This is a genomic window from Micromonospora sp. LOL_025 (assembly GCF_048060285.1).
Classification (GTDB): domain Bacteria; phylum Actinomycetota; class Actinomycetes; order Mycobacteriales; family Micromonosporaceae; genus Micromonospora.
Window position 1 is genome coordinate 127,204 of record NZ_JBHMIR010000014.1, and the last position, 22,745, is coordinate 149,948.

Annotated in this window: 16 protein-coding genes and 1 pseudogene; 6 read left to right on the forward strand and 11 right to left on the reverse strand. The window is 73.7% G+C overall.

Features of this window, described 5'->3' with window-relative positions:
- Positions 1-145: 145 nt before the first annotated feature.
- Positions 146-2,107 carry a penicillin-binding transpeptidase domain-containing protein gene (locus ACFHW0_RS18835; RefSeq protein ID WP_416609348.1) on the forward strand — a complete coding sequence of 654 codons (1,962 nt, stop codon included), beginning with the start codon at positions 146-148 and terminating at the stop codon, positions 2,105-2,107.
- A 1,187-nt stretch (positions 2,108-3,294) separates the two neighbouring features.
- Here the strand turns inward: ACFHW0_RS18835 and ACFHW0_RS18840 are convergent.
- From ACFHW0_RS18840 to ACFHW0_RS18865, 6 genes and pseudogenes are all read right to left on the reverse strand, one after another.
- Positions 3,295-4,515, reverse strand: a pseudogene (locus ACFHW0_RS18840) (arginase family protein); the annotation flags it as partial.
- 87 nt (positions 4,516-4,602) lie between these two features.
- Positions 4,603-5,520 carry a tetratricopeptide repeat protein gene (locus ACFHW0_RS18845; protein WP_416609350.1) on the reverse strand — a complete coding sequence of 306 codons (918 nt, stop codon included), beginning with the start codon at positions 5,518-5,520 and terminating at the stop codon, positions 4,603-4,605.
- Positions 5,521-5,729: 209 nt separating this feature from the next.
- Positions 5,730-7,418: an acyl-CoA mutase large subunit family protein gene (locus ACFHW0_RS18850; RefSeq protein ID WP_416609352.1), complete on the reverse strand. Its 1,689-nt coding sequence runs from the start codon at positions 7,416-7,418 to the stop codon at positions 5,730-5,732.
- A 108-nt stretch (positions 7,419-7,526) separates the two neighbouring features.
- Positions 7,527-7,940 carry an Asp23/Gls24 family envelope stress response protein gene (locus ACFHW0_RS18855; protein ID WP_311412026.1) on the reverse strand — a complete coding sequence of 138 codons (414 nt, stop codon included), beginning with the start codon at positions 7,938-7,940 and terminating at the stop codon, positions 7,527-7,529.
- A gap of 74 nt (positions 7,941-8,014) precedes the next feature.
- Positions 8,015-8,950, reverse strand: a complete 936-nt coding sequence (gene meaB / locus ACFHW0_RS18860) for a methylmalonyl Co-A mutase-associated GTPase MeaB (protein ID WP_416609393.1) — start codon at positions 8,948-8,950, stop codon at positions 8,015-8,017.
- Between the two features lie 103 nt (positions 8,951-9,053).
- Positions 9,054-10,253, reverse strand: a complete 1,200-nt coding sequence (locus ACFHW0_RS18865) for an acetyl-CoA C-acetyltransferase (RefSeq protein ID WP_416609354.1) — start codon at positions 10,251-10,253, stop codon at positions 9,054-9,056.
- Positions 10,254-10,314: 61 nt separating this feature from the next.
- Here ACFHW0_RS18865 and mce point away from each other — a divergent pair, with 61 nt between their 5' ends.
- From mce to ACFHW0_RS18890, 5 genes are all read left to right on the forward strand, one after another.
- The gene (gene mce, locus ACFHW0_RS18870; protein WP_121399562.1) at positions 10,315-10,788 is read left to right on the forward strand and encodes a methylmalonyl-CoA epimerase; all 474 of its coding nucleotides are present in this window, start codon (positions 10,315-10,317) and stop codon (positions 10,786-10,788) included.
- A 285-nt stretch (positions 10,789-11,073) separates the two neighbouring features.
- Entirely contained in the window at positions 11,074-12,429 is a 1,356-nt protein-coding gene (gene ccrA, locus ACFHW0_RS18875; protein WP_416609356.1) for a crotonyl-CoA carboxylase/reductase, read from the forward strand.
- A gap of 289 nt (positions 12,430-12,718) precedes the next feature.
- A complete protein-coding gene (locus tag ACFHW0_RS18880) occupies positions 12,719-13,981 on the forward strand; it encodes a cell division protein DivIVA (protein WP_121399564.1) in 1,263 nt (420 codons plus the stop codon).
- Positions 13,982-14,165: 184 nt separating this feature from the next.
- Positions 14,166-16,427 (forward strand): hypothetical protein, encoded by a 2,262-nt coding sequence (locus ACFHW0_RS18885; protein ID WP_416609359.1) that lies wholly within the window; start codon positions 14,166-14,168, stop codon positions 16,425-16,427.
- A 236-nt stretch (positions 16,428-16,663) separates the two neighbouring features.
- On the forward strand, positions 16,664-17,902 hold the full coding sequence (locus ACFHW0_RS18890; protein WP_416609361.1) for an AI-2E family transporter: 1,239 nt from the start codon (positions 16,664-16,666) through the stop codon (positions 17,900-17,902).
- Positions 17,903-17,992: 90 nt separating this feature from the next.
- On the opposite strand, the gene ACFHW0_RS18895 is transcribed toward ACFHW0_RS18890, so the two are convergent.
- From ACFHW0_RS18895 to ACFHW0_RS18915, 5 genes are all read right to left on the reverse strand, one after another.
- Positions 17,993-18,802, reverse strand: a complete 810-nt coding sequence (locus tag ACFHW0_RS18895) for an alpha/beta hydrolase (protein WP_334605541.1) — start codon at positions 18,800-18,802, stop codon at positions 17,993-17,995.
- Positions 18,803-18,868: 66 nt separating this feature from the next.
- On the reverse strand, positions 18,869-19,195 hold the full coding sequence (locus ACFHW0_RS18900; RefSeq protein WP_357870721.1) for a hypothetical protein: 327 nt from the start codon (positions 19,193-19,195) through the stop codon (positions 18,869-18,871).
- Positions 19,196-19,261: 66 nt separating this feature from the next.
- Entirely contained in the window at positions 19,262-20,314 is a 1,053-nt protein-coding gene (locus ACFHW0_RS18905; RefSeq protein WP_416609364.1) for a hypothetical protein, read from the reverse strand.
- On the reverse strand, positions 20,311-20,805 hold the full coding sequence (locus ACFHW0_RS18910; RefSeq protein WP_416609366.1) for a SigE family RNA polymerase sigma factor: 495 nt from the start codon (positions 20,803-20,805) through the stop codon (positions 20,311-20,313). The genes ACFHW0_RS18905 and ACFHW0_RS18910 overlap by 4 nt, the downstream gene beginning before the upstream one ends.
- A 41-nt stretch (positions 20,806-20,846) precedes the next feature.
- The gene (locus ACFHW0_RS18915; RefSeq protein ID WP_416609368.1) at positions 20,847-22,634 is read right to left on the reverse strand and encodes a 3-hydroxyacyl-CoA dehydrogenase family protein; all 1,788 of its coding nucleotides are present in this window, start codon (positions 22,632-22,634) and stop codon (positions 20,847-20,849) included.
- Positions 22,635-22,745 lie beyond the last annotated feature (111 nt).

Here is a 22,745-nt window from a genome sequence, read left to right on the forward strand (position 1 = left end):
TGGCCGGTTCGGGAGTACCCCGCCACCAGTCGTTCATCACCCGGGCGACGGCCTCTCTTTCCGCACGTCCCGGTGCGGGGGGACGGTGCGGACGGCGCCGCCGTACTAGCGTGCAGGGCAGTTCCGAGATCGGAGAGCTGCTTCCATGCGCCTGTCGTACCCTCGCCGCCCCCGCCGCAACCGGCTCCGCCCGCCGCTGGCGCTGCTCGCCGCGACCACGCTCGCGGCCGGCGCCCTCACCGCGTGCTCGGGCGGTGACGGGCCGGAGCGCAGCGTCGACGCGTTCCTGGCCGGCTGGCGCTCGGGCGACCTCCAGGCCGTCGGCTTCGTCGACCCGACCGGCGCCAAGGTGCCGGCGGCCGACGTCGCCCGCGAGCTCAAGGAGCTCTCCGGCGAGCTGGCGGCCACGCCGCCGACGCTGACCCGCCGGGGCGAGGCGAAGGTGACCAAGGACGTCGCGACCACGGTGGTCAAGGTCGACTGGACCCTCCCGGGCCAGACCCGCTGGGCGTACGAGCGTCCGGTGCGGCTCAGCCGCGGCGGCGACGAGTGGCGGGTGATCTGGGAGCCGCAGGTGGTGCAGGAGCAGCTCACCCGGGGCGACCGCCTGGGGCTGCGCCGCGACACCGCCACCCGGGCCGCCGTTCTCGACGCCGCCGGCCGGCCGATCGTGGCGCCCCGGCCCGTGGTGCGGGTCGGGCTCCAACCGAGCGAGGTCACCGACCTCCCGGGCCTGACCCGGAAGCTGGACTCGGCCTTCCGGGCGATCCGGCCGGCGATCACCCCGCCGGTGGACCTCTCCGGGCTGCCCAAGCGGCTCGCCGACGCGGATCCGGGCGCGTTCGTGGAGGTGGTGACGCTGCGGGAGGAGGCGTACCGGCAGATCAAACCACGCATCTACGACCTGCCGGGCACCAAGTTCCGCAGCGACAAGCTCGACCTGGCGCCCACCCGGGAGTTCGCCCGGGCGGTGCTCGGCTCCGTCGACCCGGCCCAGGCCGACGACCTCGCCCAGCACCCCGACCGCTACGAGGCCGGCGACCTGGTCGGCCACGGGGGCCTCCAGGGCCGTCACGACGAGCGCCTGCGCGGCGTGCCGGGGCTGACCGTGATCACCGAGCGCCCCGGCCCGGACGGCACGCTGGTGCCCACCGGCACCGAGGTGTTCCGCAGCGAGCCGAAGCCGGGGCAACCGGTGAAGACCACGCTCGACGTGGCCACCCAGAACGCGGCCGACACCGCCCTGCGCGGCGAGAAGCGCCGGGCGGCGCTGGTGGTGGTGCGGATCAGCGACGGCGCGGTGCTCGCCGCGGCCAACGGTCCCGGCGGGGCCGGGGAGAACCTGGCCTTCACCGCCCAGGTCCCGCCGGGCTCCACCTTCAAGATGGTCAGCGCGCTCGGCCTGCTCGACCGGGGTGCGGTCACGCCGGACGCGACGGTGGACTGCCCGAAGACGTTCACCGTCGACGGCAGGCCGTTCAAGAACTCCGACAACTTCGCGCTGGGTCCGGTGCCCTTCCGCACGGACTTCGCCAAGTCGTGCAACACGGCGTTCGTCGCGCTGGCGCCGAAGCTCGGCCCCGACGGGCTGGCCGTGACCGGCCGTTCTCTCGGGCTCGAAGGGAAGTGGGACGTCGGCCTCGACGCCTTCACCGGCAAGGTCTCGGCGAACGGCGGGGCGACCGAGCAGGCCGCCGCCGCCATCGGCCAGGGCACCACGCTGGTCAGCCCGCTGGCCATGGCCTCGGCCACCGCGGCGGTCGCCCGGGGTCGCTTCGAGCAGCCGAAACTGGTGCTCGACCCCGCCCCGGCCCAGCCCGCCGCCCCCGGCCCGCAGCTCAAGCCGGAGTCGGTCGAGGGGGTCCGGGCGATGATGCGGGAGGTGGTCACAGCCGGCTCCGGCAGCGCGCTGCGGGACGTCCCGGGCGCGCCGGTGCACGGCAAGACGGGCACCGCCGAGTACGACGACAACCCGGCGCACACGCACGCCTGGTTCGTCGGCTGGCAGGGCGATGTCGCGTTCGCGGTCTTCGTCGAGAAGGGCGAAGCCAGCACCGCCACCGCCGTCCCCGCCGCCGAGCGCTTCCTCCGCGCCCTCTCCCGCTGACCAGCCCCACCGCCGGCACCTCGACGAACGATCTCCGTCCGCAGCCAGCGGCGTCGGCACCCAACACCGTCCGCACCCGGCACGTCCCGGATCCGGTGCGGTTTGCATCGGGCACGGGTCGGCACCGCCGCTTCGCGGTTCACCCGGCCACGCCCTGGTCGGCGTCGTCCGACACTCGACGGCGACGGCGACAGCGACAGCGACAGCGACGGCAAGCGCCGTGCGCCGTTGCGGCGGCCCCGGCGGGCAAGCCGGTGCTCGACGAGTCGCTGCCGTTCCACACCGGCGTGATGGGGCACCTCGGCAGCACCGCCAGCAGCGCGCGGGGTCCCGCCCAACCGGCCCGACGCTGTCGAGCTGCCCCTACAGACGGGGCAGCGACGACGCGGCCCGGCGCACGTCCGGCTATCCCCCAGTGGAACGTCATGGATGTCAAACCCCGTCGGTGACACCCATGACGTTCCACCGGTGGGCCCGGGTGCCACCGGCCGCCCCGGCCGTACTCGACAGGCGCACCGGCCCTACCTCAACCGCCCCTGCCCCGACCCGCCTCGGGCACATGCCATCAGCCGCCCCGGCCTGGCCTGTCGAGTCCGGCCTGGCCTGGCCCGCTCCGGCCCGGCCGGACTCGACAGGCGCACCGGGCCTACCTCAACCGCCCCTGCCTCGCCCCTCCCCGGGCATGTGCCGCCAGCCGCCGCCCCGGCCAGGCCAGGCCAGGCCAGGCCAGGCCGAACTTGACAGGCGCACCGGCCCCGCCTCGACCGCCCATCCTTCGCCCCGGCCCAGGCACCTGCCACCAGCCCTCGCCACGACGGATTCGGCAGGTGGGCGCACAGATGGGGCAGCTCGACAGGGAGTCAGGCGATGCCTGCGGCGGACGGTGAGGTGCCGTCCTCGGGCGTGGGCAGCGGGTCGCCCGGGTCCAGGCCCGCGAGCGGCGCCCGGCGCAGCAGGCCCGGGCCGGCAGAGGCGGGCGGGCCGACGGGTTCCGGCACGGTGGGATTGTCGGGGGCGACTGCGACCGGGGCCACCGGCCCGAGCGGTCGGGGCGGGGCTGGCGGAGCGCCCTCGGCACGCTCCTCGCCGCCGCCCGGGTGCCGGTCGTCGCCGTCGCCGGGTGGAACGGGGGCGGGAACAAGAGCCGGGGCGGAGGCCGACGGGGGCATGACCGGGACCTCGGGACGGCCGTTGCTCCGCCGCGCCGGGGGCACGGCCGGGAGCGCGGCCGGGAGCGCGGCCGGGAGCGCGGCCGAAGCGGCAGACCCCGAGGGCACGTTGGCGACGGCAGACGGCGACGGCACGTTGGCGACGGCAGACGGCGACGGCACGTTGGCGACGGCAGACGGCGACGGCACGTTGGCGACGGCAGACGGCGACGGCATGGTCGGGGCGGCGGACGCGGAGGGCCTGGTGGGGGTGGCCGACCGGGACGGCCCGGACGAGGCGGCGGGCGCCGACGGGCCCGGCAGCAGTCGGGGCGGCGACGCCGTCGGCGCGGAGACCGGGCGCAGCCCGGCCACCACGGTGTTGACGATCTCGGCCGCGTACGCGCCGTCCGGGTCGTAGTCGGGGTCGAAGACGGTCAGCTCGACGCCGAGGCAGTGCGGGGTGTCCACGAGGCCGGCGAGCAGGATCTCCAGCTCGGCGAAGGCGATCCCGCCGGGGTCGGGGGCGTCGACGGCCGGCATCACGGCCGGGTCGAGCACGTCCACGTCGATGTGCACCCAGTAGCCGGCGCAGTCGGCGAGCTGCTCGTGCGCCCACTGTGCCGTACGCGCGGCGCCCTCGGCGCGCAGCGCCGGCACCGGCCGGGTGGTGATCCCGGCGGCCTGGAGGTCCAGGCGGTACTCGTCCTGCGCCCGGATGCCGAGCACCACCACGTCGATGTCCCGGAAGTACGGCCGGCGCCCCTCGATGGCGGCCAGGTCGGCCTGCCCCCGCCCGGTGACCAGCGCGAGGTCCTCGCCGGCCGCCGCGCCCACGTAGGAGGCGTTGCCGGGGTGCCGGAAGTCGGAGTGGCCGTCGACGAAGACCAGCCCGATGCGCCCGCCGACCGCCTCGCCGAGCCGGTGCATGGCCAGTGCCGAGCCGAGCAGGATGGAGCAGTCGCCGCCGAGCACCAGCGGGAACTCGCTGCGGTCGATGATGGCGCCGATCCGCTCCGCGAGCGCCACCGAGTAGTCGGCGATCTCGCGGGCGTGGCAGACCCCGTCACCCGGTCGCCAGTCGCCGGGGTCGTAGCGGGGCGCGGTGAGGCAGCCGGCGTCGCGGGCCCGCAGCCGGGCGAGCAGCCCCTGGTCGCGCAGCGCGCCCGGGGCCTTGCCGCAGCCGGGGACCGAGGTGGACGTGGGTGGGCGCAGGCCGAGGTTGCTGGGCGCGTCGAGGACGGCGATCCGGCGCATCATGGGCTCCCGTCCTCGAGGTGTCGGGCGGGCCGGCCGGAACGCCGGCCCGCGCTGGCGTGCTATGTGCTCACAAACAGGGCGTGGTGCTCAGAACAGGGCGCTGGCCAGGGCCCGGCGCGCCGAGGCGACCGCGGGGTCCTCCGGGCCGGCGACCGTGAAGAGGCTGACCAGGTGCTGGCGTACCTTCTCCCGCTCCTCACCGGCGGTGCGGCGGACCACGCCCACCAGGCGGGCGTACGCCGCCTCGGCCTGACCGCTGAGCACCTCGATGTCGGCGGCCAGGAGCTGGGCCTCGACGTCGTCGGGGTTCGCCTGGGCGGCGGCGATGGCCGCGCGCGGGTCGGCACCGGCCACCCGGCGGGCGAGCCCGACCTGGGCCAGGCCCGCCTCCGCCGCGGCGTCCGCGGGCGACTCGGCGAGGATCTTCCGGTACGCCCGCTCGGCCGCGTCGAGGTCGCCGCTCATCAGGGCGTCGTCGGCCTCGTCGAGGCGCGGGTCCTCCGGCTCGGCGACGCTCACGCCACCGGCCTTGAGCACCGCCTGGATCCACTGGCGCAGCTGCGCCTCGGGCACCACTCCGGAGAAGGCGTCGATCGGCTGGCCGCCGACCACCGCGTAGACCATGGGGATGCCCTGCACCCGGAACATCTGGGCGATGCGCGGGTTGGCGTCCACGTCGACCTTGGCGAGCACCCAGGCGCCGCCGCCCTCGGCGGCCAACCGCTCCAGCACGGGGCTCAGCTGCTTGCACGGCTCGCACCACTCGGCCCAGAAGTCCACGATCACCGGTGTGGTGAGCGAGCGCTCGAGAACCTCGGACTGGAATGTCGCCTCACTCACGTCGATGACGGCGACGCCGCCACCGGCGCTGCCGGGAAACTCGGCGGAGGGGGCGGACTGTGCCGGGGTGGCGGGGCGGGCAGGGGCCGATGCGGGGGTGCGCAGCGCGCTGAGGTCGACCGCGCCGCGGGTGAAGATCGACGAGGTGATCCGTGGGTCGCTCATGGTTACCTAGTCTCGCACGCGACCCGCCGAACTCAGATCAACCGCGACGGCGACAGTTGCGACTGTCACGGCTGCTCCCGCCCTTTCCCGCCGTCCGCCCGGCACGCCGCGATCCCGCATCCACGGTCCTCGGTACGGGGCCTGCGCGGCGTCCGCCGGGACGCGGGGTGCGGGATCGCGGATGCGGGATCGGGGTCGGGGAACGGGGGTCAGAAGCGGGCGGGTTCGCGGTAGACGCCCCACTCGGCGCGCAGGGCGTCGCAGATCTCGCCGAGGGTGGCCTCCGCGCGTACGGCGTCCAGCATGGCCGGGATCATGTTGCCGTCGGTCCGGCCGACGGCGACCATCCGCTCGATCGCGGCCTTGACAACGGCCTCGTCGCGGCCGGCCTTCCGCTCGGCGAGCACCCGGCGCTGCTCCAGCTCCACCTCGTGCGAGATGCGCAGGATCTCCAGGTCCTTGGCGACCGTGCCGGTGTGGCAGTTGACGCCGACGATCCGCTTGTCGCCCTTCTCCAGCGCCTGCTGGTAGACGAAGGCGGACTCGGCGATGTGGCCGGTGAACCAGCCGTCCTCGATGCCGCGCAGGATGCCGGAGGTCATCGGGCCGATCCGGTGCGGGCCCTCGCCGCCGAGCTGCCGGATCCGGGCGAAGATCTCCTCCGCCTCGGCCTCGATCTTGTCGGTGAGCGCCTCGACGTACCAGGACCCGCCCAGCGGGTCGGCCACGTTGGTCACCCCGGTCTCCTCCATCAGCACCTGCTGGGTACGCAGGGCGATCTCGGCGGACTCGTCGGTCGGCAGCGCCAGGGTCTCGTCCAGGGCGTTGGTGTGCAGCGAGTTGGTGCCGCCGAGCACCGCCGCGAGTGCCTCCACGGCGGTACGCACCACGTTGTTGACCGGCTGCTGGGCGGTCAGCGACACCCCGGCGGTCTGCGTGTGGAACCGCAGCCAGAGCGCCTTCTCGCTGGTCGCGCCGTAGACGTCGCGCAGCCAGCGGGCCCAGATCCGGCGGGCGGCCCGGAACTTGGCGATCTCCTCGAAGAAGTCGACGTGCGAGTCGAAGAAGAAGCTCAGGCCGGGGGCGAAGACGTTGACGTCCAGCCCCCGGGAAAGCCCCAGCTCGACGTAGCCGAACCCGTCGGCGAGGGTGTACGCCAGCTCCTGGGCGGCGGTCGAGCCGGCCTCGCGGATGTGGTAGCCGGAGACCGAGAGCGGCTTGTAGCGCGGGATCTCCCGGGCGCAGTACTCCATCAGGTCGCCGATCAGGCGCAGGTGGGGCTCCGGGTCGAAGAGCCACTCCTTCTGCGCGATGTACTCCTTGAAGATGTCCGTCTGCAGCGTGCCGTCCAGCTTGGACAGGTCGGCACCCTGCCGCTCGGCGGCCACCAGGTACATGCAGAACACCGGCACGGCCGGCCCGGAGATGGTCATCGACGTGGTGACCCCGGCCAGGTCGATGCCGTCGAAAAGGGCCTCCATGTCGGCGGCGGTGTCGATGGCGACGCCGCAGTGGCCCACCTCGCCGAGCGCCTGCGGGTCGTCGGAGTCCCGGCCCATCAGCGTGGGCATGTCGAAGGCGACGGAGAGGCCCCCGCCGCCGGCGCCCAGGATCATCTTGTAGCGCTCGTTGGTCTGCTGCGCGTTGCCGAAGCCGGCGAACTGCCGGATCGTCCAGGTCCGCCCGCGGTAGCCGGTCGGGTAGAGGCCCCGGGTGTACGGGTACTCGCCCGGCCAGCCGATGCGCTCGAAGCCCGGGTAGGCGACCCCCTCCGGCGGCCCGTAGACCGGCTCGACGGGCATCCCGGAGAGCGTGGTGAAGTCGGCGTCCCGCTTGCGCGCGGCGTCGTAGCGGGCCTGCCAGCGTGCCCGTCCGGCGGCGATCTCGTCGGCGTTCATCGGCGGGGCTCCTCCTCGAGTCCTCGACTGCACTGCGAGTGTAGAGCCCAGACCTGAACGATCGCTAAGTAAGTTCGTACCGGCAGGTAACCTGCGCCGCCGGACGCGTCACGCGACGGGCGCGGCGGGACCGCCCAGGGCCACGTCGTCGACCCTGATGTTGACCTCGTCGACCCGCAGCCCGTACGCCTCGACCGCCCCGGCGACCTGCGCCCGGACCTCGGCGGTCACCTGCGGCACCGCGCGGCCGGCCTCGATCACGATGACCAGGTTGACCACCGCCGCGCCGTTCGTGACGTGGGCCGAGCAGCCACGGCGGGCGTCGCCGACCTGGTCGAGCCCGACCTTGTCGAGCACCGCGTTGAAGAACCGGGCCACGTCCCCGCCCAGCTCGACCACCCCGGGCACGGACCGCGCGGCGGCCACCGCGATCTTCTCCACCACCTCGTCGGAGACGAGCGTCGTCCCGCCCGGCACCGCGTCCGGTGTCACCGACAGCTCCTGCGTCGCCTCGTCGCCCATCGTCTCCCCACTCCGCCGCGCACCGCCCCACGCCGACCGTGGAGCGGTGCGAGCGTACTAGCTCGGTGGGTTCCTTAGGAGCCGAGTTGGGCGAGCAGCTCGTCGGCCGCCGCGTACGGGTCGAGGGCGCCCTCGGCCACCTTCGCAGCGAGCGCCGGCAGCTCCGTACCGTCGCGCAGGGAGCCGATCCGGGCGCGGAGCACGCCCAGCGCGATCGCCTCGACCTCGGCGGCGGCCCGCGCCTCCTGGCGGCGGCGCAGCTCGCCGTGCTCGACGAGCCAGCCACGGTGCTTGTCGATGGCGGCGGCGATGTCGTCGATCCCCTCGCCCCGGGAGGCGATCGCGCGCACCACCTGCGGCCGCCACTGGCCCGGGCCGCGCTCGCCCAAAGCGATCATGCCCTGGATGTCGCGGTAGGTGGCGTCGACGCCGTCCCGGTCGGCCTTGTTGACCACGAAGACGTCGGCGATCTCCAGGATGCCGGCCTTGACCGCCTGGATCGCGTCACCCATGCCCGGGGCGAGCAGCACCAGCGTGGTGTCGGCCAGCGAGGCGACCTCCACCTCGGCCTGCCCGACGCCCACGGTCTCCACCAGCACCACGTCGCAGCCGGCGCCCTCCAGCACCCGCACCGCCTGCGGCGTGGCCGCCGACAGCCCGCCCAGGTGGCCCCGGCTCGACATCGACCGGATGTAGACGCCCGGGTCGGTGGCGTGGTCCTGCATCCGGACCCGGTCGCCGAGGATCGCCCCGCCCGTGAACGGGCTGGACGGGTCGATGGCCAGCACGCCCACCCGGTGGCCGCGGGCGCGCAGCGCCCGGACCAGCTCGTTGGTGGTGGTCGACTTGCCCACCCCGGGCGAGCCGGTCAGCCCGACCACCTGGGCCTGGCCGGCGTACGGCGCAAGGGCCGCCGCGATCCGCGGCAGCGTCTCGTCGCCCGACTCGACCAGGGTGATCAGCCGGGCCACCGCGCGGGGATCGCCCGCGCGGGCCCGCTCGACCAGCATCGGCACGTCCCGGCTGCGGCGCACCGGGGGTGCGCCCGCCGCCGGGACGTCGTCGACGATCTCGCTCACTGTGCTGCCTCTAACGGGATCGGCCGGCCGGCGGTCAGTGACCGCTCTCGCCGGGGGCCGGGACGTGGATGATCAGAGCGTCGCCCTGGCCGCCGCCGCCGCAGAGCGCCGCCGCGCCCGTGCCGCCGCCCCGGCGCTTGAGCTCCAGCGCGAGGGTCAGCACCAGCCGGGCGCCGGACATGCCGATCGGGTGGCCCAGCGCGATCGCCCCGCCGTTGACGTTGACCTTGTCCGGGCTGACCCCGAGGTCACGGGTGGACTGGATGCCGACCTGGGCGAACGCCTCGTTGATCTCGATGAGGTCCAGGTCCTCGATGCCGAGCCCGCCCTTCTTGAGCGCGTGCTGGATCGCGTTGGACGGCTGCGAGTGCAGGGAGTTGTCCGGGCCCGCGACGTTGCCGTGCGCGCCGATCTCGGCCAGCCAGGTGAGCCCCAGCTCCTTGGCCTTGGCCTTGCTCATGACGACGACCGCGGCGGCGCCGTCGGAGATCGGCGAGGAGCTGCCGGCGGTGATCGTGCCGTCCTTGGCGAACGCCGGGCGCAGCTTCGCCAGCGACTCGACGGTGGTGTCCGGGCGGATCCCCTCGTCCTCGCTGATCACCAGCGGGTCGCCCTTTCGCTGCGGGATGACCACCGGGGTGATCTCGTCGGCGAAATGGCCGTTCTTCTGCGCGGCGGCGGCCCGCTGGTGGCTGGCCGCGGCGAACGCGTCCTGCTCCTCGCGGGTGATGCCGTGCCGTCCGTTGTGCCGCTCGGTGGACTCGCCCATCGCGCAGCTGTCCCAGGCGTCGGTGAGCCCGTCGAGCGCCATGTGGTCCTTGACCACCACGTCGCCGTACTTGTAGCCGCCGCGCTGGCCGAGCAGCAGGTGCGGGGCGTTGGTCATCGACTCCATGCCGCCGGCGACGACGATGTCGAACTCGCCGGCGCGGATGAGCTGGTCGGCCAGGGCGATCGCGTCCAGGCCGGAGAGGCAGACCTTGTTGACGGTCAGCGCCGGCACGGACATCGGGATGCCCGCCTCGACCGCCGCCTGGCGGGCCGGGATCTGCCCGGCACCGGCCTGGAGCACCTGCCCCATGATCACGTACTGGACCTGGTCGGGGGCGACGCCGGCGCGCTCCAGCGCCGCCTTGATCGCCACGCCGCCGAGTCTGGTCGCCGGGAGGTCCTTGAGGTTGCCCAGCAGGCGCCCCATCGGGGTCCGCGCGCCGCTGACGATCACCGAAGCCATGCCTGCCTCCGAGGGGGTGCCGACCTGTACGCCTTAACGATTGTTCGGTCAGACTAACGCCATGGCTGAGAACTCCCCCGTCGAGACCGCTGCCGACTATGTCACAGACATCGGCCTGCGCCGCATCGACCACGTCGGGGTCGCCGTCGCCGACCTGGACGCCGCGATCGACTTCTATCAGCGCACCTTCGGGATGCGCTGCGTGCACACCGAGGTGAACGCCGAGCAGGGCGTACGCGAGGCGATGCTGGCCGTCGGCCCGGACGCCGAGGGCGGCTGCGTACAGCTGCTCGCCCCGCTGACCCCGGAGTCGACCATCGCCAAGTTCCTCGACAAGAAGGGCCCGGGCGTGCAGCAGGTGGCGTACACCGTCGAGGACATCGACGCCGCCTGCGCGAAGCTGCGCGAGCGGGGCGTGAAGCTGCTCTACGACACCCCGAAGCGCGGCACCGCCAACTCGCGGGTCAACTTCGTCCACCCGAAGGACGCCGGCGGGGTGCTGGTCGAACTCGTCGAGCCCGCCGCCGGGCACTGACCCCCACCTCCGGCCCCCGCCGACGGGCGGGGGCCGGAGCCCACTTCCCCCGCCGAGCGCGTCGGTGCGTGGTTTCACCACTGCTCGGACACCACCACGCATCGGCCAATGCAGTTTTTCACAGAGGGCTTCCGGCCCTACCTACCGTTCAGTAACGTCCCGCCCCACAGGAGCGCGGCCGGTACCGGATGTGTCGGACACCGACATGGCGGTGGGCCGCACCGACGCCGACGATGGCAGCACCCGGGCCCGCGTGGGCGGGGTGCGGACGAACGGGAGGTCGACGTGCAGGACATCCTCGAAGCGATCATGGCGGCGGAGGGATCCGACCAACCGGAACGGGAGCTCGCCGGAATCGCCGGTCTGCCGGTACCCGAGTCGTACCGCGGCGTCGTGGTGCGCGCCGACGAGACCCGGATGTTCGACGGCCTGGCCACCCGGGACAAGGACCCACGCAAGGCGCTGCACGTGCAGGAGGTGCCGACGCCGGAGCTGGGGCCGGGCGAGGCGCTGGTCGCGGTGATGGCGAGCGCGATCAACTACAACACGGTCTGGACCAGCATCTTCGAGCCGCTGCCGACCTTCAGGTTCCTCCAGCGCTACGGCCGGATCTCGGAGCTGACCCGCCGGCACGACCTGCCGTACCACGTGGTGGGCTCGGACGCGGCCGGCGTGGTGCTGCGCACCGGGCCCGGCGTGACCCGGTGGAAGGCCGGCGACGAGGTCGTCGCGCACTGCCTCTCCGTCGAGCTGGAGGACGCGGCCGGGCACGACGACACCATGCTGGACCCGCAGCAGCGGATCTGGGGCTTCGAGACCAACTTCGGCGGCCTGGCCGAGCTGTGCGTGGTCAAGGCCAACCAGCTGATGCCCAAGCCGCGCCACCTGAGCTGGGAGGAGGCGGCCAGCCCCGGGCTGGTCAACTCGACCGCGTACCGGCAGCTGGTGTCGCACCACGGGGCGAACATGAAGCAGGGCGACGTGGTGCTGATCTGGGGCGCCTCCGGCGGCCTGGGCGGCTACGCCACCCAGATGGCGCTCCACGGCGGGGCGATCCCGGTCTGCGTGGTCTCCTCCCCCGACAAGGCGGAGCTGTGCCGGCGGATGGGCGCCGAGCTGGTCATCGACCGGGCGGCCGAGGGATTCCGGTTCTGGAAGGACGAGCAGACCCAGGACCAGGACGAGTGGCGGCGCTTCGGCGAGCGGATCCGGGAGCTGACCGGCGGCGAGGACCCGGACATCGTCTTCGAGCACCCGGGCCGGGAGACCTTCGGCGCGAGCGTCTACGTGGCCAAGCGCGGCGGCACCATCGTCACCTGCGCCTCCACCAGCGGCTTCCAGCACCAGTACGACAACCGCTACCTCTGGATGCACCTGAAGCGGATCGTCGGCAGCCACTTCGCCAACTACCGCGAGGCGTGGGAGGCCAACCGGCTGGTGGCGCTGGGCAGGATCCACCCCACCGTGTCGAGGACCTACGCACTGGAGCAGACCGGCCAGGCCGCGTACGAGGTGCACCGCAACGCGCACCAGGGCAAGGTCGGCGTCCGCTGCCTCGCACCGTCGGACGGGCTCGGCGTACGCGACCGCGAGCTGCGCTCCCGGCACGAGGACGCGATCAACCGGTTCCGCGGTCACTGACCCGACGGATGAGGCGCCGTCGACCATTGCGGTGAACGGCGATTGCCTTTCCGCCGGGGCCGTCGGACGCTCATTCGAGTGACCCGCGCCATGACACGACAAAGGGCCGCGGGGTGCTCCCGCGGCCCTTTTCCGATGTCACGCTCCGTGCCGTCCGACCCGCCCGGGACCTGCCAAGATCGGCGATCTGTCCGGCCATCGGCGGACCCGCAGTTGACCATGTAAAGAGGACACGAAAGCTCGGCACCGCTCTTGCGAAGCACCCTGGGGGGTCTGCGAGTATGTCCCAATGCCCCAGCAGTCCTCCCCTCTTGCGTTCTTCGATAACGCGAACTCGCAGCCCGATTTCACCGTTGGCCTGCGCGGCTACAACACCCACCAGGTCGATGACTTCATCGGCCGGATGACGGCCGCGCTGACCCAGTCCGAGCAGGCCCGCGCCGAGGCCGAGCAGCGGATGAACGACGCCCAGCGCCGCCTGCGCCAGGCCGAGCAGCGCATGAGCGCGCTGGAGCAGAAGCTCGCCGACACCAACAAGCAGCTCGAGGAGAACAGCCGGCCCACCCTCTCGGGCCTCGGCACCCGCGTCGAGCAGATCCTCCGGCTGGCCGAGGAACAGGCCAACGACCACCGCAACGAGGCCAAGCGGGAGTCGGAGGGCATCCTCTCCGCCGCCCGCCTCGAGGCGCGCGAGATCACTGACAAGGCGCGCGCCGAGGCGGCGGCCATGAAGGCCAACGCCGAGCGGGAGGCGGGCAGCGTCCGCACCGCCGCCGAGCGCGAGGCCGCCGAGGTCCGCGTCCAGGCGCGGCGCGAGGCCGACACGCTGCGCGCCGACGCCGACCGGGAGACCAAGCAGCTGCGCACGGTCACCGCCCACGAGGTCGCCGAGCTGAAGTCCACCGTCGAGCGCGAGGTCGCCACCATGCGGGCCACCGCCGAGCGGGAGATCACCCAGCAGCGGGCGAAGGCCGCCCGCGAGGCCGAGGAGAAGCGCGCCGAGGCGACCAAGCTGCTCACCGACGCCCGCGACAAGCGCGACAAGGACCTCCAGGCCCTGGAGCTCCAGCTCGCCGAGCGCCGGGAGAAGGCCGAGCGCGAGGAGTCCGAGCGGCACGCCGCGCAGGTCGCCCAGACCCAGAAGCTGGTCAGCGAGGCCGAGCAGCGGGCGCACGCCGCGCAGGAGCGGGCCAAGGAGATCGAGCAGCGCGCCGAGGCCCGCCGGGTCGAGTCGGAGCGCACCGCCAACGAGACGGTCGACAAGGCCAAGGCGCTGGCCGACAAGACGCTCACCGAGGCCAAGGCCGAGGCGAACCGCCTGCTCACCGAGGCGCGCACCGAGGCCGAGCTGACCACCCAGGCGGCCCGCCGCGAGGTCGAGGACCTCACCCGGCAGAAGGACGCCGTCACCTCGCAGCTCGGCCAGATGCTCTCCGGCCTCGCCGGCATCGTGCCGGGCGTGCCCGCCCAGCCGCCGGCCGCACAGGCCAAGCCGGAGGCGAAGAAGGCCGACAACGCCGACGAGCGGGTGGCCGCGGAGACCGCCAACTGACCCAACCGACCCACCCGACCGGGGCATGATCCGCGGCGCGGGGTGACACCGGGTGACCGGTGCGCCCCGCGCCGTATGCGTTTTCCCGTAAAGCGAATTGCCCGGGCGTGTCAGTAGTGAAGTAGGTCCTATCCGGGGCGTCCGTATCGCCCCAGCCGGACGGGATGCGTGTGAGGATGGGGGCATGTCGCACGGCGAGGAACTGTTCGCTCTCGGCGGGGACGTGACCACGGAGCCCAGCTTCGAGTCCGCTCTGCGGGGGTACGAGAAACGACAGGTCGACCGGTACGTCGCTCGCGCGGAGCACGAGATCGCGGCCCTGGCGGCCGAGCGGGAACAGGCCTACACACAGATCCACAAGCTGGCCGGCCAGGTCGAGGTGCTCCAACGCGACCTCGCCCAGGCGCGCAAGTCGTCCGGGGCGCTCGAGAACGTCTCCTACCGGCACCTCGGCCCGCGGGTGGAGCAGATCCTCACCCTCGCCGAGGAGCAGGCCGACGCGATCCTGGTCGCCGCCAACGAGGAGATCGAGGCTCGCCGGGCCGCCGCCGAGCACATCGTCGAGGAGGCCCGCGAGCAGGCCGCCACCGCCCTCAAGGACTTCGAGATCGCGCTGGCCGCCCGCCGGACGGAGGAGGAGCGGCACACCGCGGCCCGCAGGGCCGAGGCGGACGCCGCCGTCCGGACGGCCAAGGACGAGGCCGCCCGGCTCCGCAAGGCCGCCCAGGAGGCGCTGGCGAAGGCCCAGCAGGAGGCCACCCAGCTGCGGGACGCGGCCAAGGAGATCCACCAGCGGGCCCAGCAGGAGGCGACCAAGCTGCGCGAGGCCGCCAAGGAGGTGCACGCCAAGGCCCAGCAGGAGGCCACCCAGCTCCGCGAGGCCGCCAAGGAGGTGCACGCCAAGGCCCAGCAGGAGTCCAGGCGCCTGGTCGACCAGGCCACCGAGGCGGGCCGGGCCACCCACGCCAAGGCGCAGCGGGACGCCAAGCAGATCATCGACGACGCCGCCGACGCCGGCCGGGCCACCCGGGAGAAGGCCCGCCAGGAGGCGGAGCGGCTCACCACCCAGGCGGCCGAGACGGCCAAGCGCAACCGCGCCGAGACCGAGGCGTACGTGCAGCGGATGCGCACCGAGACCGAGGCGTACGTGCAGCACGCCCGGGCCCAGACGCAGCAGGAGCTCGGCGCCTGGCGGGCCGGGGTGGAGCAGGAGGTCAACAGCCGGCGCGAGGCCGCGGACCGCGAGCTGGCCCAGCGCCGCGCGGCGGCCGAGCAGGAGTTCACCAAGCGCCGCGACGAGCTGAAACAGCAGTACAAGACCCGGCTCGCCGAGCTGGAGAAGCAGCACACGAGCCGGCACGACGAGCTGGAGTCCGGGTTCGAGGCGCGCCGCGCCGCGCTGGAGGCGGAGTACACCGCCCGGAAGAACGAGATCGAGCAGGGCGCCGCCGCCGTCCGCCGGGCCGCCGAGCAGGACGCCCTGACGATGCGCCGGCAGGCCGAGGAAGAGGCGGCGGCGCTGCTCGGCCGGGCCGAGTCGGAGGCGGCCGACAAGCGCCGCAAGGCCGACGAGCACGTGGCGACGTCGCGTCGGCAGTTCGAGGAGTACGCGGCCACGACGCAGCAGCACCTGGCCACCACCCAGCAGCACCTCGCCGCCACGCAGCAGGAGGCCGCCGCCAGCCGTCAGCAGCTCGCCCAGGTGATGCTGGAGATCGCCCGGGCCCAGCAGGAGCTGGCCGACCTGCGGCAGGAGACCTGGAAGTCCCGGCAGGAGTCCGACGAGCTCCAGCGGCAGGTGACGGAGCTGCGGCTGGGCCTGCTCGGCGCGGCCGACCGGCCGGGCGGGACGGACGGCGCCGTCGCCCCGGTGACGGCGGACGGCAAGCCGACTCCGGCCACGGCGAACGGCGGCAGGCCCCGCCCCGACGCGGCCAGGTCCCCGGCCGACAAGGCTGGCCACCCCGCCCCGGCAGGAGCGGGCGCGGCGGACAAGACCCCGGCCGGCGCGGGCACTGCGGACAAGACCCCGGCCGGCGCGGGCTCCCCGGACAAGACCCCGGCCGGCGCGGGCTCCCCGGACAAGACCCCGGCCGGCGCAGGCGGGGCGACGGGCACCGCGGCGGCCGCGTCCCCCTCGGGCGGCAAGCCCGCCGCCGGCAAGGTGGAGCCGGAGGACGCCGGGCAGCCGGCCAAGGGCCGGATCGAGCCTGCCGACGCTGGGCAGCCGGCCACCGGCAAGGCCACCGTGACCACCATCGACGGAGGCACGGCCAGTGCCGGCGTGGACGGAGAGCCGACCGTGGCGGCGGTACCCGGCGAGGGCGGCCGGGGCGCGACCCCGACGAAGATCACCAGCACCGGCGAGAACGGCAAGCGCCCGGCCAAGCCCACCACCGACGAGCGCAGCGCCAAGCCGAGCAAGGTGGTCGTCGACAAGGACTGACCCTGTGCGCGGCACCGCCCGACGACCTTGGTCGTCGGGCGGATCTTGGTAAGAGGCGGCCCCCGGAGGGGCCCGTTCCTACCAAGATCTCAACCCCGGGCCCGCCCCCAACCCCAGCGGGGTCGGGTCGGTCGGGCTGCGGGGGCGGGCCGGGTTTGCGGCGTACGCTCCCGGGTGGGATCCGTCGACGCGAACCGTGGTGGGCCGTCGACGGGAGTCGATCAGGGGGAGGTCCGATGGCAGACGACGGACCGACGGCGTCGAGCGGCGACCCGGAGCCCGGCAGCAGCCCTGGACCGGGCGACGGGAGCCGGGGGCCGGAGCACCCCGCCGCGCCCGAGCGCAGCACCCGCCCGTCTGACACCACGGACGGCGGCGGGACGGCGGCGGGGATCACGGACCGCAGCGGGCCGGGGGCGAACGGATCGGGCCGGTTCGGCACGCCGGGGCGGCCGCTGAAGCGCAGCAGCTTCCTGGTCGGCTTCACCGGCGCGGCCGGGGTGCTGCTCGCGTACGCCCTCTATCTGGGCCTGCGCAACGCGGCCGGCATCCTGGTCCTGGTGGTCATCGCGCTCTTCCTCGCGGTCGGCCTGCATCCCGCGGTGGTCCGGTTGCGGTCCTGGGGGCTGCCGCACGGGATCGCCGTGGCGGTCGTCGCGCTCACGGTCGTGCTGCTGCTCTGCGGTGGCGTGTTCGCCCTGGTGCCGCCGATCGTCACCCAGAGCGGGCAGTTCATCGAGCAGCTGCCGAGCTACCTGGAGGCGTTGCGCCGCAACGAGACGGTCAACGACCTGGTGGTCCGGTACGACCTGATGGAGCGGGTGCAGAACGCGGCCAACGCCGACACCGTCGGGCAGGCCCTCGGCGGGGTGCTCGGCGGCGCCCAACTGGTCTTCGGCACCGTCTTCCGGGGGCTGACCGTGCTGGTGCTGACCATCTACTTCCTGGCCTACTTCGACCGGCTGCGCGACCTGGGCTACTCGCTGGTGCCCCGCTCGCGCCGGGAGCGGGTGCAGCTCATCGGGGACGAGATCCTGGCCAAGGTGGGCGCGTACATGGTCGGCGCGCTCAGCATCGCGGTGCTGGCCGGAATCTCCACGTACGTGTTCGCGCTGATCGTCGGGCTGCCGTACCCGTTCGCGCTGGCCGTGGTGGTCGCGGTGACGGACCTGATCCCGCAGATCGGCGCGACCCTGGGCGCGGTGATCGTCAGCCTGGTCGGTTTCGCCACGGACCTGCCGATCGGCATCGCCTGTGCGGTGTTCTTCCTGATCTACCAGCAGGTGGAGAACTACCTGATCTATCCCAAGATCATGCGTCGGTCGGTGTCGGTCAACGAGGTGGCCGCCCTGGTCGCCGCCCTGCTCGGGGTCTCCCTGCTGGGGGTGGTGGGCGCGCTGATCGCGATCCCGGCGGTGGCCGCGCTCCAGCTCATCCTGCGGGAGGTGGTCCTGCCCCGGCAGGAGTCCCGCTGACCCCGGCCGGCCCGGTCGGCCACGGTGGACAGGTCGGCCACGCTGGACCGGTCGGCCGGGTCCGCGACGGGAGCGGGGGCGGAGGGTGGGTCAGCCGGCCTGGCCGGCGGGCGGGCCAGGCACCGGGCGGTCCGCGAAGGAGGCCACCGTGCGGTCGGCGTACGCGCTGACGTCGCCGGTCTCCATCGGGCCGTCCCAGGTGGTCGGCAGCGGCACGGCGGCGGCCGGGTTGACCCGGCGGACCACCTCGTCCAGCACGGTCTCGGCGTCGCCGACCCAGAGGTGCTTCGCGCCGGGCACCCCGACCACCTCGGCCTGCGGCACCGCCGCGAAACGCTCCCGGGCCTCGTCGGGGCGCAGGTAGTCGTCGAACTCGGGCACCAGCGCGGTCAGCGGCTTGCCGGACTCCGCCCAGTGCTCCAGGTCCGCCGGGGCGGAGAAGCGCAGCGGCGGGGAGAGCAGGATCGCCCCGACGACGGCCGGGTCGCAGCCGTACTTGAGGGTCAGGTCGGTGCCGAACGACCAGCCGAGCAGCCAGACGTTCGGCAGCTCGTGGAACTCGGCGTACTCGATGGCGGCGGCGACGTCGAAGCGCTCGCCGACCGCGTTGTCGAAGGCCCCCTCGCTGGTGCCGCGCAGGCTGCTGGTCCCCCGGGTGTTGAAGCGCAGCACCGCCAGGTCGGCCAGGGCCGGCAGCCGCCACGCCGCCTTGCGGAACACGTGGCTGTCCATCATCCCGCCGTGTGTCGGCAGCGGGTGCAGGCAGACGAGGGTGCCCACCGGCTCACGGTCCAGCGGCCGGGCCAGCTCGCCGACCAGCCGCAGACCGTCCGCGGTGTGCAGTTCGATGTCCTCGCGGTGCCCGGGCAGGATGGAGGACGCGCGGATCGGTGTGCTCACCCCACCAGTCTCGCCGGTGCGGCCGGGAACCGCCGGGCGGGGCGGAAACAGCGTGATCCAGATCGCTCAGCCGTAGCGCGGAGCGCCGCGACCGCGCTGGACGGCGGGCCCGCGCCGGTCCCGGGCCCGCCAGCACCCGCTGTGCCAGTGCCGCCGGTCGGTCAGGTCGCCCCGCCCGTCCGCCGGCCACGCCACCAGGTGCGCCACCCCGGGCCGGATCTCCTGGTCGCAGCCCGGACAGCGGTACGTCTTGGTGGAGGCGCCGCCGCTGATCCCGCGTACCTGCCAGTCGCCGTCGCGCCACTGCTGCACCGAGGCGACGCCCTGGCGGACCCGGTCGGAGTCGAGGTGCGCGGCGTCATCGCGGCGGGGTCGGTTGCGACGGGGGCTCACGCTTGCCAAGCGTACGTGCCGGTGGCGGGGCCGGCCCGGGGCGGGCGGGCCGGCCCCCGACTCCGGTCAGTCCCAGGTTCGCGGGTCGGCGAGGTCCGGGGCGACCTGCGCCCCGCCCAGCACGACGGCGGCGTCCGCCTCGGTGAAGCCCTGGCTCGGCCAGCCGAAGCGGGCCGTCAGGTGCGCCTTCGGAAAGCCGAGCAGCTCCAGCTCGTCCCCCTTCGGGTAGAGGTAGGCCGACCGGTCGCCGATCGTCCGGTTTCCTTCGTCTCGGCTGCCGGCTATCTCGCGGTGGTACTGCAACCGCACCTGCATCCAGCGCTCCCCGGGTCGGGTGACGCGCAGCAGGACGTCGAGCGAGTCCGGGAAGCCGATCGCGTTCACCTCACAGCCCGCGAGCCGGGCGTCCGGCGGCAGCTCGCCCAGCCGCAACGGGGACGCGCACCGGTGCGCCGCGTCGAGGCGCAGCGCCGACCGTGCCGTCCGCAGCACCGCACCGTCGTCGGCCACCGTGTAGACCCGGGCGTAGAGCCCCGGGACCGGCTGCCAGCGCAGGAACCATCCGGGCTGCGCGCCGGGCCCGGGCGAGGACACCTGCCGCACCTGACCGTCGAAGGCGTCGGCGCCCGCCGGCGCGTCCGGGTACGTCATCCCCTCGTGGCGCATCTGTTCCGCGGCCGCGGCGGTGCGGGCGAGGTCGAACGCGACCCGTCGGCCACCGCCGAGATCGAGGCGGGCGCCCTCCGCCCCGGCGACGGACTGCCAGGTGAGCCAGCGGGCCCGCGCCGGGTCGACCGTGAAGTGCAGCAGGTCCGGGTTACTGCCGACGAGTTCGGGCCGGGCCAGGGCGCCGGGCACCCCGTCCGCCCGGCCCGGCGCGGCGACGGCGACCGTCGGCTCGGCGCCCGGCCACCGTGGTCCGGGCACCGGCCCGAGAGCGCCGGCGGCCGCGAGCCCGAGCAGGGCCACCACCCCCCACGCGCTGCCCGCGCCGATCCGCCGGCGTCGGCGACGGGCGCGCCCCCGGGTCACCGCCCGCGCGGTGAGCCGGTCCGTGTCGACCGTTCCCTCGGCGCGTTCCCGCAGCGTCCGTACGATCCGTTCGTCGAGGTCGGTCACGGCTGGCTCCCGTTCGTCGCCGGGACGCCGTGGCGCTCCCGGAGGTGGTTGAGCGCCCGCATGGCGTGGGTGCGGACGGTGACCGGCGAGCAGCCGAGGATCTGGGCGATGGTCGCGTCGTCGAGGTCCTCGTAGTAGCGCAGCACGAGCACCGCCCGCTGGCGGTCCGGCAGGCCGAGGATGAGCCGCCACATGGCGTCCCGGTCGGCCGTCTCGCCGCCGAGGTCGCCGTGCTGCGGGCGTTCCGCGAAGTCGGCGACGGCCAGTTCGCGGTTCGTGCGCCGGCGCCACCAGGAGTTGTTGGCGTTGACCAGCATCCGGCGCACGTACACGTCCGGCCGGTCCGCCCGGGCGATCCTCCGCCAGTGCACGTACGCGCGGGCCAGGACGTCCTGGGTGAGGTCCTCGGCCCGGTGCTCGTCCCCCGTCAGCAGCCGGGCCAGCCGCATCAGGGCGGGGCCTCGGCTGCTGACGTACTCCTCGAAGGTCACACCCTGCAGACGCCGTCACCGGCCCGAGGTGTTGACCCCCGTCAGCGACGCGTGTGGTCGCGGAAGCCGCGGCCGCTCTTGCGGCCCAGGTAGCCGGCCGTGACGAGGTGCTCCAGCAGCGGCGCGGGCGCGAAGCCCGGCTCGCGCAGCTCCAGGTAGAGCTCCCGCTGGATGGCCAGCGAGACGTCCAGGCCGACCACGTCGAGCAGCTCGAACGGGCCCATCGGGTAGCCGCAGCCCAGCTTCATCGCGTGGTCGATGTCGTCGGCGGTGGAGTAGCTCGCCTCCAGCATCTTCACCGCGTCGTTCAGGTACGGGAAGAGCAGCGCGTTGACGATGAAGCCGGAACGGTCGCCGCAGACCACGCCCGTCTTACCCAGCCCGGCACAGACGGCGCGGGCGGTGGCGGTGGTCTCCGGCGAGGTGCGGATGGTCTCCACGACCTCGACCAGCGGCATGACCGGCGCCGGGTTGAAGAAGTGCAGCCCGACCACGTCGGCGGGCCGCTGGGTGGCCATCGCGACGTCGATCACCGGCAGCGAGGAGGTGGTGGTGGCGAGCACGACGCCCGGCTTGCAGATCTCGTCGAGGCTGGCGAAGAGGGCCTTCTTGACGCTCAACTCCTCGACCACGGCCTCGACGACGAGGTCGACGTCGGCGAGGTGCTCCAGGGTGGCCGACCAGTTGATCCGGCCGAGCGCGGCGTCCCGGTCGGCCTCGCTCAGCTTGCCGCGCACCACGCCCTTGTTGAGCGAGGTCTTGACCGCCTCGAAGACCTTGGCGGACTTCTCCGCGCCCCGGGTCACCGAGACGACCTCGTAGCCGGCCTTCGCGAAGACCTCGATGATGCCGGTGGCCATCGTCCCCGACCCGACGACGCCGACCTTCGCGATCGCGGCGGCGCCGCCGCTCGCCGCCTCCGACGCGACCGGCGTCTGCTCGTCGGGTACGACGACCGGGGAGCCCGGCCGCTCGTAGGTGTAGAAGCCCCGGCCGGACTTGCGGCCGAGGAGCCCGGCGGTGACCATCTGCTTGATCAGCGGCACCGGAGCATGCCGGCGGTCGCGCCCGCCGCGCCGGTACATGGTGTCCAGGATTTCGTACGCGGTGTCCAGGCCGATCAGGTCCATCAGCGCCAGCGGGCCCATCGGCAGGCCGCAGCCGAGCTTCATGGCCGCGTCGATGTCCTCGCGGGTGGCATAGTGCGCCTCGAACATGCCGACTGCGTGGTTGAGGTAGCCGAAGAGCAGGGCGTTGGCGATGAAGCCGGCCCGGTCGCTGATGGTGACGTCGACCTTGCCCAGCCGCTTGCAGAGCGCCTCCACGTCGGCGACCACGTCGGTGGAGGTGACCACCGTCCGGACCACCTCGACCAGTTTCATCACCGGGGCCGGGTTGAAGAAGTGGATGCCGATCACCTGGTTGGGCCGGCTGGTGGCGACGGAGATCTCGGTGACGCTGAGCGACGAGGTGTTGGTGGCCAGGATCGCCTCGGGCTTGCACACCCGGTCCAGCTCGGCGAAGATCCGCTGCTTGAGGTCCAGGTGCTCGGGCACCGCCTCGATGACCAGGTCCACCGAGTGCAGCGCGTCCAGCCCGACGGCGAACCGCACGCGGCTCAGCAGCGCGTCCCGGTCGGCCTCGGCGAGCTTGCCCTTGGCCACGGCCCGGTCCGTCGACCCGGTGAGGATGGCCCGGCCGCGTTCCAGGGCGTCCTCGGAGACCTCCACCGCGACGACGTCGACCCCGTTGCGCGCGAATACCTCGACGATGCCGGCACCCATGGTGCCCAGACCCACAACGCCCACGCTGGTGAAATCACGCGCCACGACCAGCCTCCTCAATGCTCCGCACGGCCGCGTTAACGACCATTAAGGTTATGCGCGCGAGTCTGCCACGTGACGCTGAGTTGTCGAGGCGCCGTGGGAAATTTCACGAGC

Coding starts and splice junctions, on each gene's coding strand:
- ACFHW0_RS18835 (WP_416609348.1), top strand. CDS start 146: ATGCGCCTGTCGTACCCTCGCCGCCCCCGCCGCAACCGGCTCCGCCCG.
- ACFHW0_RS18845 (WP_416609350.1), bottom strand. CDS start 5,520: ATGAGCGACCCACGGATCACCTCGTCGATCTTCACCCGCGGCGCGGTC.
- ACFHW0_RS18850 (WP_416609352.1), bottom strand. CDS start 7,418: ATGAACGCCGACGAGATCGCCGCCGGACGGGCACGCTGGCAGGCCCGC.
- ACFHW0_RS18855 (WP_311412026.1), bottom strand. CDS start 7,940: ATGGGCGACGAGGCGACGCAGGAGCTGTCGGTGACACCGGACGCGGTG.
- meaB (WP_416609393.1), bottom strand. CDS start 8,950: ATGCTGGTCGAGCGGGCCCGCGCGGGCGATCCCCGCGCGGTGGCCCGG.
- ACFHW0_RS18865 (WP_416609354.1), bottom strand. CDS start 10,253: ATGGCTTCGGTGATCGTCAGCGGCGCGCGGACCCCGATGGGGCGCCTG.
- mce (WP_121399562.1), top strand. CDS start 10,315: ATGGCTGAGAACTCCCCCGTCGAGACCGCTGCCGACTATGTCACAGAC.
- ACFHW0_RS18880 (WP_121399564.1), top strand. CDS start 12,719: ATGCCCCAGCAGTCCTCCCCTCTTGCGTTCTTCGATAACGCGAACTCG.
- ACFHW0_RS18885 (WP_416609359.1), top strand. CDS start 14,166: ATGTCGCACGGCGAGGAACTGTTCGCTCTCGGCGGGGACGTGACCACG.
- ACFHW0_RS18890 (WP_416609361.1), top strand. CDS start 16,664: ATGGCAGACGACGGACCGACGGCGTCGAGCGGCGACCCGGAGCCCGGC.